The organism is Enterobacter vonholyi, from assembly GCF_040834095.1.
Classification (GTDB): Bacteria; Pseudomonadota; Gammaproteobacteria; order Enterobacterales; family Enterobacteriaceae; genus Enterobacter; species Enterobacter vonholyi.
In genome coordinates, this window is sequence record NZ_CP162152.1 from 2068565 (window position 1) to 2081236 (window position 12672).

17 protein-coding genes are annotated in these 12672 nt (G+C 57.5%); 10 read left to right on the forward strand and 7 right to left on the reverse strand.

All coding sequences use genetic code 11. The annotated features are described in order from the left end of the window. Positions 1–108: 108 nt before the first annotated feature. From AB3N39_RS09865 to AB3N39_RS09900, 8 genes are read left to right on the forward strand one after another with little or no spacing between them, the layout of a single operon-like run. On the forward strand, positions 109–543 hold the full coding sequence (locus tag AB3N39_RS09865; protein ID WP_008502330.1) for a nuclear transport factor 2 family protein: 435 nt from the start codon (positions 109–111) through the stop codon (positions 541–543). Then, entirely contained in the window at positions 540–1259 is a 720-nt protein-coding gene (locus tag AB3N39_RS09870) for an SDR family NAD(P)-dependent oxidoreductase (RefSeq protein ID WP_367897263.1), read from the forward strand. Before AB3N39_RS09865 ends, AB3N39_RS09870 begins: the two co-directional genes overlap by 4 nt. After that, complete coding sequence (locus AB3N39_RS09875; RefSeq protein ID WP_133294352.1) at positions 1256–2515, forward strand: NAD(P)/FAD-dependent oxidoreductase; 1260 nt, start codon at positions 1256–1258, stop codon at positions 2513–2515. Before AB3N39_RS09870 ends, AB3N39_RS09875 begins: the two co-directional genes overlap by 4 nt. 1 nt (position 2516) lies before the next feature. Continuing rightward, positions 2517–3239, forward strand: coding sequence for a DUF1365 domain-containing protein (locus AB3N39_RS09880; RefSeq protein ID WP_115874991.1), 723 nt, complete (start codon positions 2517–2519; stop codon positions 3237–3239). Next, positions 3236–4456 (forward strand): class I SAM-dependent methyltransferase, encoded by a 1221-nt coding sequence (locus AB3N39_RS09885; RefSeq protein ID WP_367897264.1) that lies wholly within the window; start codon positions 3236–3238, stop codon positions 4454–4456. The genes AB3N39_RS09880 and AB3N39_RS09885 overlap by 4 nt, the downstream gene beginning before the upstream one ends. Further along, positions 4453–4938: a DUF2878 domain-containing protein gene (locus tag AB3N39_RS09890; RefSeq protein ID WP_136194822.1), complete on the forward strand. Its 486-nt coding sequence runs from the start codon at positions 4453–4455 to the stop codon at positions 4936–4938. The genes AB3N39_RS09885 and AB3N39_RS09890 overlap by 4 nt, the downstream gene beginning before the upstream one ends. Then, positions 4935–5459, forward strand: a complete 525-nt coding sequence (locus AB3N39_RS09895; protein ID WP_136194823.1) for a hypothetical protein — start codon at positions 4935–4937, stop codon at positions 5457–5459. The genes AB3N39_RS09890 and AB3N39_RS09895 overlap by 4 nt, the downstream gene beginning before the upstream one ends. Beyond that, positions 5456–5983 carry a DUF3833 domain-containing protein gene (locus AB3N39_RS09900; RefSeq protein ID WP_111964680.1) on the forward strand — a complete coding sequence of 176 codons (528 nt, stop codon included), beginning with the start codon at positions 5456–5458 and terminating at the stop codon, positions 5981–5983. The genes AB3N39_RS09895 and AB3N39_RS09900 overlap by 4 nt, the downstream gene beginning before the upstream one ends. 2 nt (positions 5984–5985) lie before the next feature. On the opposite strand, the gene AB3N39_RS09905 is transcribed toward AB3N39_RS09900, so the two are convergent. Beyond that, entirely contained in the window at positions 5986–6444 is a 459-nt protein-coding gene (locus AB3N39_RS09905; protein ID WP_111964679.1) for a DMT family transporter, read from the reverse strand. A gap of 3 nt (positions 6445–6447) precedes the next feature. Beyond that, positions 6448–6882, reverse strand: a complete 435-nt coding sequence (locus AB3N39_RS09910) for a DMT family transporter (protein ID WP_047075294.1) — start codon at positions 6880–6882, stop codon at positions 6448–6450. Positions 6883–6977: 95 nt separating this feature from the next. Here AB3N39_RS09910 and AB3N39_RS09915 point away from each other — a divergent pair, with 95 nt between their 5' ends. After that, positions 6978–7910 (forward strand): LysR family transcriptional regulator, encoded by a 933-nt coding sequence (locus AB3N39_RS09915; RefSeq protein ID WP_325813427.1) that lies wholly within the window; start codon positions 6978–6980, stop codon positions 7908–7910. A 4-nt stretch (positions 7911–7914) separates the two neighbouring features. Here AB3N39_RS09915 and AB3N39_RS09920 read toward each other — a convergent pair whose 3' ends face one another. The 3 genes from AB3N39_RS09920 to AB3N39_RS09930 form a co-directional block, all read right to left on the reverse strand. Next, positions 7915–8943, reverse strand: a complete 1029-nt coding sequence (locus AB3N39_RS09920) for a methionine synthase (protein WP_367897265.1) — start codon at positions 8941–8943, stop codon at positions 7915–7917. Positions 8944–8966: 23 nt separating this feature from the next. After that, positions 8967–9941, reverse strand: coding sequence for a DUF1852 domain-containing protein (locus AB3N39_RS09925; RefSeq protein WP_252092867.1), 975 nt, complete (start codon positions 9939–9941; stop codon positions 8967–8969). Positions 9942–10064: 123 nt separating this feature from the next. Next, positions 10065–10541, reverse strand: a complete 477-nt coding sequence (locus AB3N39_RS09930) for a GNAT family N-acetyltransferase (protein WP_367897266.1) — start codon at positions 10539–10541, stop codon at positions 10065–10067. A gap of 141 nt (positions 10542–10682) precedes the next feature. Between AB3N39_RS09930 and AB3N39_RS09935 the strand changes: the two genes are divergently transcribed. Next, positions 10683–11222, forward strand: coding sequence for a DUF2058 domain-containing protein (locus tag AB3N39_RS09935; protein WP_115875000.1), 540 nt, complete (start codon positions 10683–10685; stop codon positions 11220–11222). A 7-nt stretch (positions 11223–11229) separates the two neighbouring features. Here the strand turns inward: AB3N39_RS09935 and AB3N39_RS09940 are convergent, their stop codons facing one another. Together AB3N39_RS09940 and azoR are read right to left on the reverse strand one after the other, a co-directional pair. After that, positions 11230–11916: an RluA family pseudouridine synthase gene (locus AB3N39_RS09940; protein ID WP_367897267.1), complete on the reverse strand. Its 687-nt coding sequence runs from the start codon at positions 11914–11916 to the stop codon at positions 11230–11232. Between the two features lie 90 nt (positions 11917–12006). Further along, a complete protein-coding gene (azoR, locus tag AB3N39_RS09945; RefSeq protein ID WP_008502313.1) occupies positions 12007–12612 on the reverse strand; it encodes an FMN-dependent NADH-azoreductase in 606 nt (201 codons plus the stop codon). Between the last annotated feature and the right edge of the window lie 60 nt (positions 12613–12672).

Genomic DNA, 12672 nt, shown 5'->3' on the forward strand with positions numbered 1-12672 from the left:
TTTATAAGTAATAAAAAATAAATTTGCACAAACTTGGACAAATAACGTTAATTGTGTAAGTTTTAAGTATGCGATTACGCCACGTTGTTTACAGCCAGGATGTGACCCATGAGCACTTTGCCCTCTGTCGTGAGTCGGTTTGTTGAGTACTACGCCGCACTGGATAGCCAGCCGCCGTCCGCGCTGGTCGGGCTTTACCATTCAAATGCCACGCTTGTCGATCCGTTCGGCGAGCATGACGGTATCTTTGCGCTTCAGCGCTATTTCACCCATTTGCTGGCCAACGTCGAGAATTGCCGTTTTTCTATCGATCCGCCGCTGTGCAGTGGGAACCGGTTTGTTGTCACCTGGGTGATGCACTGGTCGCATCCGCGCATTGCCGGAGGTGAGCCGCTCGATCTGCCAGGGTGCTCGGTGGTGGAGACGGAAAACGATCTCATCACGCACCAGCGCGACTACTACGATGCGGGAGAGATGATCTACGAGCATCTCCCTCTGCTGGGCTGGGCGGTACGCGGCGTGAAGCGGAGAGTTAAATCATGAAGACGGTGCTGATTACCGGCGCAAGCTCAGGCATTGGCGCCGGGCTGGCAAAATCCTTTGCCGCTGACGGCTACCATGTGATTGCCTGCGGGCGCGATCCGGCGCGTCTGGAAGCACTGCATCAGACCTGCCCCAATCTCACCGTTCGTCTGTTCGATATGACGGACCGGGACGCCTGTCGCCAGGCGCTGACCGGCAGTTACGCCGATCTGATTATTCTCTGCGCCGGTACCTGCGAATATCTCGACCAGGGCATGGTGGACGCGGCGCTGGTAGAGCGGGTCATGAACACCAATTTCCTCGGGCCGGTGAACTGCCTTGAGGCGCTACAGCCGCAGCTGGTTGCCGGTAACCGCGTGGTGCTGGTGAGCTCGATGGCCCACTGGCTTCCCTTCCCGCGTGCAGAGGCCTATGGCGCGTCCAAAGCCGCGCTGAGCTGGTTTGCCGAAAGCCTGCGCCTGGACTGGGAGCCAAAAGGCATTGCCGTGACGGTTGTTTCCCCGGGCTTTGTCGATACGCCCCTGACGCAAAAAAACGATTTTGCCATGCCGGGCAGGGTGGCCGTCGACGAGGCGGTGAAGGCGATCCGTATCGGTCTGGCGGCCGGGAAAATGCACATCGCGTTTCCGTCCGGGTTTGGCTTCATTTTGCGGCTGCTCTCCGGGCTGCCTGCGTTTCTACAGCGCGCGCTGCTGCGCAGGATGGTGCGTTCATGAACATTGCGATTATCGGCAGCGGCATTGCCGGGCTGACCTGCGCCTGGCGCCTGGCCGGGCATCATCAGGTGACCCTGTTTGAAGCGGGATCCACACCGGGCGGCCATACCGCAACGGTTGACGTGACGACGCCCCAGGGCACATACGCGATCGATACCGGTTTTATCGTCTACAACGACCGCACCTATCCGCGCTTTATGGGCCTGCTCAGCGAGCTGGGCATCAGCGGGCAAAAAACGCAGATGAGCTTTTCGGTACACAACCCCGAAACGGGGCTGGAGTACAACGGTCACACCCTGACGTCGCTGTTTGCCCAGCGCCGCAACCTGGTGAACCCGGCGTTCTGGCGTCTGCTCGGCGAGATCGTCCGCTTCAATCGTCTGGCAAAACAGGCGCTGGACGGGATGGTGGACCCGAACGCCACGCTGCAGACCTTTCTGGACCAGCACGGCTTTACGCCGTTTTTTGCGCGCCACTATATTTTGCCGATGGGGGCCGCCATCTGGTCATCCTCGCTGCAGGAGATGAAGCGTTTCCCGCTGCCGCTTTTCTTACGTTTCTTCCAGAATCACGGGCTGCTGGATATCACCCATCGCCCGCAGTGGTACGTGGTGCCGGGCGGCTCGCGAGAGTATATCCGTGCGATGCTGGACAAATTAGGCGATCGGCTGACTCTGCACCTCAATTCACCGGTGCAGCGGGTGAGCCGCCACGAGGACGGGGTTACGCTTCAGCTTGAAAACGGCAGCCATACTTTCGATCGGGTGATTTTTGCCTGCCACTCCGCCAGTGCTCTGGCGATGCTTGACGATCCCACCTCCGCAGAGCGCGAGGTGCTGGGCGATATTGGCTGGCAGCGCAACGAGGTTGTGTTGCACAGCGACCCGCGCTGGCTGCCGGTGCGGCCGCGGGCGTGGGCGAGCTGGAACTACCGCCTGAGCGCGCAGGAGCAGGCCAGCGCCTGTGTTACCTACAACATGAACATTCTGCAGGGGCTGCCTGCGGGCAGTCCGCTGTTCTGCGTCACCCTGAACCCTGACGCACCGGTAGATGAACGCTTCGTTCTGCAACGCTTCGTTTATGAACATCCGCTGTTTAACCCGCAAAGCTGGCGGGCGCAGGCGCGGCGCGGCGAGATCAACGGTCATAACCGGAGCTGGTACTGCGGGGCCTACTGGTACAACGGTTTTCATGAGGATGGCGTGCGCAGCGCGCTGGACGTGGTCAATGCGATAGCGGCCGGAGAGGGGAACTAAGATGAACAGCTGCCTCTACCACGGCGTATTACGCCACCGCCGCCTCCAGCCGAAAAACCACGAATTCAGCTACAGCGTCTTTATGGCCTGGCTGGATCTCGATGAACTGCCGCTGCTGCCGTCCGTCGGCGTACGGCACAATCGCTTTGCCGCCGCCTCGTTCCACGACGCGGACTATCCGCTCGGCACGCCGCTTAAGGAGAACGTGCTCAGCAGGCTGGAGAGCCTGACCGGAGAACGTCCGGACGGGCGGGTCATGCTCCTGACGCAGCTGCGCTATTTCGGCTTTCATTTCAATCCGGTCAACTTTTACTACTGCTATGACGAGAAGGAGACGCTGCGCTGGGTGCTGGCGGAGGTCCGCAACACGCCGTGGAATGAACGTCATTACTATGCCGTCAACGGACAGAATGCACAGCCCACGGAAAAAGCGTTTCACGTCTCCCCCTTCAATCCAATGGACATGATCTACCACTGGCGCTTTAACGACCCGGATAACACGCTGCATATGCACATTGAAAATCATCAGGAAGCGAAGGTCTTTGACGCCACGCTGGCGCTGCGCCGGGAGCCTTTGACGCGCCCCGCGCTGCGTGGGCTTTTGGTGCGTATCCCGCTCATGACCCTGAAAACTGTTTTTGCCATTTACTGGCAGGCGCTGCGGCTATGGCTCAAGCGCGTGCCGCTGTATAACCACCCCGTCAGCAGGAGTGAACGCTCATGACCGATCCCGTCTTTGCGTTAGAACCCGATATCCCGCGCAACGTGCGCATCGCGCGCTGGCTGCTTTTTCGTCTGTTAAGCGGTATCCGCGGCGGCTCGCTCACCCTGCGTGAAGGGGCGCAGACCTTCCATTTTGGCGAGACATCCTCCGCGCTGCACGCCGACGTACAAATCCTCACGCCCGGCGTTTACTGGCGCGTTTTAACGGGCGGTAGCCTTGCTGCCGCAGAAGCCTGGATGGACGGCGAATGGGAAACCACCCACCTTACGCCGCTTCTGGAACTGCTGGCGCTCAACGGCGAGGTGCTTGGCCGTCTGGAAAACGGGTTCCGCCTGTTCGGCAGGCCGCTGGAGCGTCTGCGCCACTGGACGCGACGTAACTCCCGCGCGCAGGCGCGTGAAAATATTGCCGCTCATTACGATCTGGGCAATACCTTCTACGCCCATTTTCTGGATAAAGAGCTGCTCTATTCCAGCGCCTTGTTTACGGATGACGAGCAGGATCTGACGGTGGCCCAGCAGGCCAAAATGGCGCGCCTGTGTGACCAGTTAATGCTAGAACCGAGTGACCACCTGCTGGAAATCGGTACCGGCTGGGGCGCGATGGCGGAATACGCGGCCCGTCATTATGGCTGTCGGGTGACTACCACCACGCTGTCACAGGAGCAATACGTCTGGGCGACCGAGCGAATTGCGCGCGCCGGACTGCAGGATCGGGTCGAGGTGCTGCTCTGCGACTATCGCGACCTCACCGGGCAGTACGACAAGCTGGTCTCGATAGAGATGATTGAAGCAGTCGGGCAGCGCTATCTGCCCACGTTCTTCCGTACCTGCCAGGCGCGGCTGCGCCCGGGAGGACGGATGGCGATTCAGGCCATCACGATTCAGGACCAGCGCTATCGCGACTACAGCAAAAGCGTCGACTTTATCCAGCGCTACATCTTCCCCGGCGGCTTCCTGCCGAGCATCACCGCGATGAACGAGCTGATGACGCGCCACACCGATTTCGTGGTGCGCAATCTTTTCGACATGGGACCGGACTACGCCCGCACGCTGGCCCACTGGCGGCAGCGCTTTGTCCACGCCTGGCAGGAGATTGAAAAGCTCGGCTTCGATGAGCGGTTTCGCCGCATGTGGCTGTACTACTTTGGCTACTGCGAAGCCGGGTTTAACGCCCGCACCATCAGCGTGGTGCAGCTGACCGCCGAGCGCGTATGAAACGATATCTTCAGGTCTTTCTGCTGGCCGTCGCGTTCGATCTTTACTGGGCGCTGGTGGTGCTCTTTCGCGAACAGGGCCTGATTATCTGGCTCGCGCTGGCGGTTCTGGCGTGCCTGCTTTTGCCGTCTGTATACCGTTTTTACGCCATTGGGCTGGCCGCGGCGGGAAGTTTGCTGGATACGCTCTGGACGCTGACGGGACTGATTGCCTTTACGGGCGACTCCCTGATGCCGCTATGGATGGTGGCATTGTGGCTGATGTTTGCCACCGTCTGGACGCAGCTTACGCGCACCACCACGTTGCCCGGCTGGCTGCTGACCCTGCTTGCCGCCGTGGGAGGCCCGGTAGCGTACCTGATTGGCGAGCGGCTGGGTGCCATCACGTTTCTGGAGCCAACCTTTATCGTCGTTAGCTGGATGGCGCCGGGGTGGCTGGTATTGATGCTGTTTTTCCACCTGCTGATGGGGAGACAAAAATGAAAGCTGCATTTTTGCTGCTTTGTCTGACGCTGGTTGTTCCCGTTGCCCAGGCCGCCGACTGGCTGGCGTGGCGGAAGGTGGGCGACGCCACGCTTACCTGGGGGCCGTTCACGGTCTATACCTCCCAGCTGCGTACTCCGGACGGGCGTTACGGTCGGGAGGACCAGGATCAGGCGCTGATTATTACCTATGCGCGCGACATCGATCGCGATGAACTGGTCGAGGCGACCCGCGACCAGTGGCAGGCGCAGGGTATCCTGGCGCAGGAAGCGCAAAGCGAAGCCTGGCTGCGGATGCTCCAGTCGCTGTGGCCTGATGTCCGACAGGGCTCACAGCTGGCGTTTGTTCTCAACGATAAGCAGGGGCAGTTCTGGTATCGCGATCCGACCCTTCAGAAAACCTTTATTCCCCTGGGACCACGCCAGTCAGAAGCGTTCAGCACCCGCTTTCTGGCCATCTGGCTCGATCCCCGCACGCAATACCCTGAACTGCGTCAGCAGTTAATCGGAGGCCAAAAATGAAACGTTTCCTGATGATGGCGCTGGCATTGACGATGCTTCTGGCGGGCTGTAGCACGGAGGTGACCGAGTACCGCCAGCAGCAGCCGCGGCTGGATATCTTCCACTACTTCCAGGGTAAAACTGAAGCGTGGGGGATGGTGCAGGATCGCAGCGGCAAGCAGATCCGTCGCTTTCACGTTGAGATTGCCGGGGATGTGATTGGCGATACGCTGACGCTCAACGAGCACTTCGTTTATGACGACGGTGAGAAGCAGCAACGGGTCTGGCATATCCGGCGCCTGGGGAACGATCGCTACGAGGGCACGGCGGGGGATATCGAAGGGGTGGCGACGGGGCAGGCCGCAGGCAACGCGTTCAACTGGCATTACAGCATGAACGTGAAGGCCAACGGCAGCACCTGGCTACTGAACTTTGACGACTGGATGTACCTGCAGGATGAGAACCATCTGTTTAATAAAACCGAGATGAAGAAGCTGGGCGTCACCGTCGCCACGGTAACGCTGTTCTTTACCCGTAAGACATGAGTCTAGTCGCGGGTGCTGTGAATTTTACTGCTCGAGTAGATGAACCAGAGAGCAATCCCCAGGCAGACTACCGCCCCCAGACGGCTCGGCGAAAAGGGAATAGCGGCATTACCCAGCCAGCCAAAGTTATCAATCAACATGCTCATGGTGAGCTGGCCGAATATGACCGCCACCGTGGCGACGGCGGTGCCGATGCGCTGCACCGCCACGACCATAATCACAATATAAGGCACGCCAAACATTGCCCCGAGAAGCTGCCATTTCGGCACGTCCAGCAGGCTGACGGCCTGCTTAGGCTCAAAGAAGAAAATCAGCAGGGCGGTCACCAGCGCGCCGACGGAGAAGGTCAGAAACGCGCTTTTAAATACCCCCACGCTGCTGCCGAGCTGGCCGTTAATGGCGGCCTGAATGCTCAGCGTTGCGCCGCCGCAGACGGCCAGAAGAATCATAATCAGTGTCATACGTTACCCCTGTGCGACCAGAACCAGTGCCGCAATGATGAACCCCAGTGCAATAATGCGCTTTGCGTTTATCTTCCTGTGCGGCGAACCCAGCAGACCATAGTGATCAATGATCAGGCTTTTAAAGACCTGGCCGGCCAGAATGCCAATCATGGTCATGGCAATGCCGATGGCGGGTGTCGCCACGGTCAGGATGACCACGTACACCGGACCGAGCACGCCGCCGAGCAGCTGCCAGCCGGGCTGTGCGAAAAACGACGGGCTGTTGCGCGGGCTGAAAAAGAGCATCAGCAGAAACGTCAGCGCGGCGCCGACGCCAAAAATGCTGAACGTCGCCCATAAATCCCCGACCTTTCCCCCCAGCGGTCCCAGCAGGCCCGCCTCGACGGAGAGGCCCATCCCGCCAGCAATCACCAGTAAAATCAAAACCAACTGCATTCTTCTTCCTCCGTTTTCAGGCGAAGAAGATTACGTGGGTTGTCCAGTGAGAAAAATGCCATAATGGTGGAAACACCTTTGCGAGAAATGCATTAATGGTTGACGCCAGCAACATTAACATTCGCACGCTGCTGATCTTCATCGACGTGTATGAAGCGCAGAATTTCTCAGTCGTGGCGCGGCGGCAGGGGATATCGGCCTCGCAGATATCGCGCGTGATCCACCAGCTTGAGGATGCGCTCGGGCAGCAGCTTTTCTACCGCAATACGCGGGCCGTCATTCCCACGGAAAGTGGTCATCTGTTTATTCGCTACGCCCGGTCAATGGCGGAAAACCTGGAAGAGGCGCGCCGGGAGCTGGACGCGCGTGCGGTGGAACCGTCCGGTGCGATCCGCATTAACGGACCGGTGTTTTTCGGCCAGAAACACATAGCCCCAGGACTTCCCGGCCTGTCGGAACGCTATCCCCGCCTGAGCGTAGAGCTGACGCTGACCGATGATTTTATCGACCCGCACCGGGATGCGGCAGACCTTATCTTCCGCATTGGTGTACTGACGGACTCCTCGTTTCGGGCGCGGGTGTTCGGGCAGCAGGTGTATCATCTGGCCGCGTCGCCAGATTACGTGCGTAGACACGGTGCGCCTGAAGGGCCGGACGATCTGAATCGCCATCACTGTCTTGTCTATCGCGGATCGTCAGGGCCTAACCGCTGGCTGTTGCGCAGGGCGGGCGAGGCGTGGACGCATTATCCCGTGACGCCATTGATGACCTCGAATAATGCGGAAGCGCTGCTGGCTGCGGCGCGGGGCGGGATGGGGATCGTGCTGTTCCCGGACTGGCTGGTGAGCGAGCCGCTCCAGCGCGGTGAGCTGATTCCGCTCCTGCCCGCGCTGGAGTGTGCCATCAATACGGAACAGCAGGCGATCGCGGCGATCTACCCTGATGCCCGACATCCGCCCCTGAACGTCAGGGCGGTAATTGATTATTACGTTGAGCGTTTTGGTACGCCGCTTTACTGGCAAACGTAAGGGATTACGCGCCAAGCTCTTTGCGGATAATCTCTGCGCCAGCGCTGAGTGCTCTCAGCTTGCCGTTAGCAACCTGACGGGAGAGGGGAGCCATGCCGCAGTTGGTTGACGGATAAAGCTTGTCCGCATCGACAAACTGCAGCGCTTTACGCAGCGTATCGGCCACTTCCTCCGGCGTTTCAACCGTGTTGGTTGCTACGTCAATCGCGCCAACCATCACTTTTTTGCCGCGGATCAGCTCAAGCAGATCCATCGGCACGTGGGAGTTGTGGCACTCCAGGGAGATGATGTCGATGTTAGAGGTCTGCAGCTTAGGGAAGGCCTCTTCGTACTGGCGCCACTCGGATCCGAGCGTCTTTTTCCAGTCGGTATTGGCCTTGATGCCGTAGCCGTAGCAGATGTGGACCGCGGTCTCGCACTTCAGCCCTTCAATGGCGCGCTCCAGCGCGGCGATGCCCCAGTCATTGACCTCGTCAAAAAAGACGTTAAACGCCGGTTCGTCGAACTGGATAATATCCACGCCCGCGGCCTCTAATTCGCGCGCTTCCTGATTGAGGATTTTGGCGAATTCCCAGGCCAGCTTTTCGCGGCTTTTATAGTGCGCGTCGTAGAGGGTGTCGATCATGGTCATCGGCCCCGGCAGGGCCCATTTGATCGGCTTGTCCGTGAGCTGACGCAGGTACCTTGCATCGTCAACGAAGACCGGTTTCTGGCGCGCAACCGCAGAAACTACGGTCGGCACGCTGGCGTCATAGCGGTTACGAATGCGAACCGTCTGGCGGTTCTCAAAATCAACGCCGCTCAGGTGTTCAATGAAGGTGGTGACGAAGTGCTGACGGGTCTGTTCCCCGTCGCTGACGATATCGATTCCCGCACGGATCTGCTCATCCAGAGACAGGCGCAGCGCATCCTGCTTGCCCGCCAGCAGTTCCTGATCCTGTAATTTCCAGGGTGACCACAGCGTTTCAGGTTGCGCAAGCCAGGTCGGCTTTGGCAGGCTGCCAGCGGTAGAAGTCGGGAGCAATGTTTTCATAATAAAAGACCTTTTTTAATGTATTAAAGCGTGTAGTTATCAGACCACTGCTCAAGAATGTGTTTGTAAGGCTTAATGAAGTACTCTTCGGTAAATCGACCCTGTTCAATCGCCAGACGGCTTCGCTCTTCCCGGTCATACACAATTTTGGTTAATGAGTGATCCTGCTGGTTCAGATCCGGTCGGTAGCACAGCCCGGCCGCCGAGTTGGCGTTATAAATCTCCGGGCGATAGATCTTCTGGAACGTCTCCATCGTGCTAATGGTGGCGATCAGTTCGAGATCGGTGTAGTCACTCAGCAAATCCCCGGTGAAGAAGAACGCGAACGGTGCCACGCTGTTTTCCGGCATGAAGTAGCGCACATTCAGGCCCATTTTCGCGAAGTACTGTTCCGTTAGCGACTCGCCGTCCGGCTGATACTCCACGCCCAGCACAGGGTGCTGGTTGCCGGTGCGGCGATAGGTATCTTTGCTGGATACGCTCAGGCAGATCACCGGTCCTTTTTTGAAGTTCTCTTTGTATTCCGGTGAACGCACAAAATGGCGGAAAATATTACCGTGCAGTTCGCCAAACTTTTCCGGAATGCTGAAGTGCTGCTGGTTCTTGTTGTGCTCCAGCAGCAGGACGCTGAAATCATAATCCCGCACGTAAGACGAGAAGTTATTCCCGACGATGCCAGGGATGCGCAGGTTGTTTTTCTTGTCGACAATAGTGGTTTGCAGTATCTCAATAGCCGGGAATGGCTTTTCCGCGCCAATGTTCAAATCGACAGAGATGATTTCAAGCTCAACCGCATAGCGATCGGCGTTTGGGTTATCCCAGCGCGCCAGAGCGTTGAAGCGGTTGTTGATCATCACCAGCGTATTGCGCAGGTTTTCCTGACGTTTTTCCCCGCGCGCCAGGTTGGCAAAGTTGGTGGTCGTACGCGTATTTTCAGACGGGTTGTAATTCTCATCGAAGCAACTGCGCTTAAGGGAATATGTGAAAGCTTTGCTCATTGTGGTTATGCATCCTAAGTTCATGTTGCTAAGAAGTTACCAATGCATAATTTATGCCTGAGCCCGCGGCGCAGGGGAAGTGACTTAATTTCACTGCAACATGAGGGAAGTTCATGATGTTGATCACAAATTCCCACGACTCCCGTTTAGTGCCAGTTGTTTTGCTAAGCAGACCGCTTCTTGCCTGCCGATGTAGGGACCATAGTTGTCAATTACGCGGTAGCCATTTCGCTCATAGAATTTCACCGCACGAGCATTAACGTGTCGGGTTTCTAGCCAGATTTCGCTATAACCTAAACGCTGTGCCGACGCTTCAAGAAAAGCCAGTAAAACCTTACCAATACCCGGCTCGCTCCTGTCGGAATACATGCGTTTCAGCTCGGCAACCTGTTCGGAAAGTGGTCGTAGTGCGGCACATCCAACGGCATCACCTGTTTCATTCCTGGCGACCAACCACAGGGCGCGTTCGGCCATCATCGAGTCGACGTTAAAATGACGCGTACCGCCATCCCCGGTAATGTTCGCCAGTTCTGATGATAATTTTTCAATCAGACTCAGGGATTCAGAAGAGTGCAGGTCGGCTTTTTGAATCGTTATCATTGGAGTGTTCCATTGTGTTTTATTTTGCAGGCGTCAAATTATCAGACGGTTAAGGTGAACCGTCCTATGTTTTACTTATGTTTCGGCACGCTCTTAATGACGCTATAATCCCCAAAATTTCCAACCGGTTTAGAAACAATCATGACAAAACTCACCTTACAAGAGCAGATGCTGAAAGCGGGCCTGGTCAGCAGCAAGAAAGCGGCGAAAGTGCAGCGTACGGCAAAGAAATCACGCGTTCAGGCGCGTGAGGCTCGGGAAGCGGTAGAAGAGAACAAGAAGGCGCAGATCGAGCGTGACAAGCTGCTGAGCGAGCAGCAGAAGCAGGCCGTGATGGCGAAAGAGTTTAAGGCGCAGGTGAAACAGCTGATTGAGATGAACCGCATCACCGTGGCGAAAGGCAACATCACCTTTAACTTCACCGACGGTAATCTGATCAAAAAAATCGACGTCGACAAGCAAACCCAGGCTCAGCTGATCAACGGCCGTCTGGCGATTGCCCGTCTGGTGATTAACGCCAGCGGCGACTGCGAATACGCGATTATTCCGGCGGTGGTAGCCGATAAAATTGCCCAGCGCGATGCCGACAGCATCGTGTTAAACAGCGCGCTCAGCCAGGAAGAGCAGGACGAAGACGATCCGTACGCTGACTTCAAAATCCCTGACGATTTGATGTGGTAAAACGCGTTCAGAACGGGGCGGCGTGTCGGGCGTTAACCGGCTCTCCGCTCACGGGATGAATAAAATTCAGCTCGCTGGCATGCAGCATCAGCCGGGGCGTTCCTTCAGCGCCCGGTACGTCAAGACCACCATACAGATCGCAGCCCAGAATCGGGTGCCCCAGCCCCTGGCAGTGAATACGCAGCTGATGGGTTCGCCCGGTCTCCGGAGTAAGTTCAACCCGCGTTAACGGCAGTCCCGTCTCCTGATAAAACCGTTCCATCACCCGGTAGCGGGAGCGGGCGGGTTTCCCGGTGATGGCGCAGATCGACATCAGCGGGAACAGCGCCGGGTCTTTGGCAATCGGCGCATCGATTACACCTTCGTCATTTTCCACATGTCCGCAAAGCAGGGCGCTGTAGACTTTCTCCACGCTACGCTGGCTGAACTGCTGGCACAGTGCCGCGTTGATGGTCTTATTGCGCGCAACCACCATCAGCCCGGACGTGCCGAAGTCCAGGCGGTGTACCAGCGTGCAGCCGGGGAAGGTCTGGACCAGACGATAGTGAACGGAATCAAGGTTTTGCGGATTTTTTCCCGAGAGGCTGAGCAGGCCGGAAGGCTTATCGATCAGCAGCAGATGTTCATCCTGCCAGAGGATCTGAATGTCATCGTGACACGGTGGGGCAATAAAAGAATCAATGATCGCAGACATCAGGCCGCCCGGCTGGAGAGTGGGAGCGGATGATAACGAAATGCGGGGGAAAAGAAAAACCCTCCCACCGGGCGGTGAGAGGGTGAAGTCTTACGCTGCAACCAGGCTGTCGATAGCGGCTTTCGCGTCGGTCTGCGCTTTGGTCGCCACTTCAGGACCGTAGGCGATACCTTCAGCGAACACGAAGTTCACGTCAGTGATGCCGATGAAGCCCAGGAACAGGCTCAGGTACGGCGCAACCAGGTCGGTTGGGGTGTCTTTATGGATGCCGCCACGGCTGGTCAGTACGATCGCACGTTTGCCTTTCACCAGACCTTCAGGGCCATTCTCGGTGTAACGGAAGGTTACGCCAGCGCGTGCCACCAGGTCGAAGTAGTTCTTCAGCTGGGTAGGGATGTTGAAGTTGTACATTGGGGCGTTGATGACGATAACGTCGTGCGCCTGCAGCTCGGCAATCAGCTCGTCAGAGAGCGCCAGGGCTTCCTGCTGACGTGGGCTCAGCGGTGCATCGCTTGGGCGCAGCGCGCCAACCAGCTCGCCATCCAGCACAGGAATTGGGTTTGCAGCCAGGTCACGCACGGTGATTTCGTCAGCAGAATGCTGTTCACGCCACTGTTCAACGAAGTAATCAGACAGCTGACCAGACTGAGAGTACCCTGCCAGAATACTGGATTTCAAAACTAATACTTTGCTCATGGGTGATTCCTGTTTTTGCATTTGATTGAAGGGGGTTGCCCCGTTGCTTGTTGACACTCT

What these genes read in the sequence shown, in the direction of transcription:
- AB3N39_RS09865 (WP_008502330.1), top strand. Translation starts at nt 109, where the DNA reads ATGAGCACTTTGCCCTCTGTCGTGAGTCGGTTTGTTGAGTACTACGCC.
- AB3N39_RS09870 (WP_367897263.1), top strand. Translation starts at nt 540, where the DNA reads ATGAAGACGGTGCTGATTACCGGCGCAAGCTCAGGCATTGGCGCCGGG.
- AB3N39_RS09875 (WP_133294352.1), top strand. Translation starts at nt 1,256, where the DNA reads ATGAACATTGCGATTATCGGCAGCGGCATTGCCGGGCTGACCTGCGCC.
- AB3N39_RS09880 (WP_115874991.1), top strand. Translation starts at nt 2,517, where the DNA reads ATGAACAGCTGCCTCTACCACGGCGTATTACGCCACCGCCGCCTCCAG.
- AB3N39_RS09885 (WP_367897264.1), top strand. Translation starts at nt 3,236, where the DNA reads ATGACCGATCCCGTCTTTGCGTTAGAACCCGATATCCCGCGCAACGTG.
- AB3N39_RS09890 (WP_136194822.1), top strand. Translation starts at nt 4,453, where the DNA reads ATGAAACGATATCTTCAGGTCTTTCTGCTGGCCGTCGCGTTCGATCTT.
- AB3N39_RS09895 (WP_136194823.1), top strand. Translation starts at nt 4,935, where the DNA reads ATGAAAGCTGCATTTTTGCTGCTTTGTCTGACGCTGGTTGTTCCCGTT.
- AB3N39_RS09900 (WP_111964680.1), top strand. Translation starts at nt 5,456, where the DNA reads ATGAAACGTTTCCTGATGATGGCGCTGGCATTGACGATGCTTCTGGCG.
- AB3N39_RS09905 (WP_111964679.1), bottom strand. Translation starts at nt 6,444, where the DNA reads ATGACACTGATTATGATTCTTCTGGCCGTCTGCGGCGGCGCAACGCTG.
- AB3N39_RS09910 (WP_047075294.1), bottom strand. Translation starts at nt 6,882, where the DNA reads ATGCAGTTGGTTTTGATTTTACTGGTGATTGCTGGCGGGATGGGCCTC.
- AB3N39_RS09915 (WP_325813427.1), top strand. Translation starts at nt 6,978, where the DNA reads ATGGTTGACGCCAGCAACATTAACATTCGCACGCTGCTGATCTTCATC.
- AB3N39_RS09920 (WP_367897265.1), bottom strand. Translation starts at nt 8,943, where the DNA reads ATGAAAACATTGCTCCCGACTTCTACCGCTGGCAGCCTGCCAAAGCCG.
- AB3N39_RS09925 (WP_252092867.1), bottom strand. Translation starts at nt 9,941, where the DNA reads ATGAGCAAAGCTTTCACATATTCCCTTAAGCGCAGTTGCTTCGATGAG.
- AB3N39_RS09930 (WP_367897266.1), bottom strand. Translation starts at nt 10,541, where the DNA reads ATGATAACGATTCAAAAAGCCGACCTGCACTCTTCTGAATCCCTGAGT.
- AB3N39_RS09935 (WP_115875000.1), top strand. Translation starts at nt 10,683, where the DNA reads ATGACAAAACTCACCTTACAAGAGCAGATGCTGAAAGCGGGCCTGGTC.
- AB3N39_RS09940 (WP_367897267.1), bottom strand. Translation starts at nt 11,916, where the DNA reads ATGTCTGCGATCATTGATTCTTTTATTGCCCCACCGTGTCACGATGAC.
- azoR (WP_008502313.1), bottom strand. Translation starts at nt 12,612, where the DNA reads ATGAGCAAAGTATTAGTTTTGAAATCCAGTATTCTGGCAGGGTACTCT.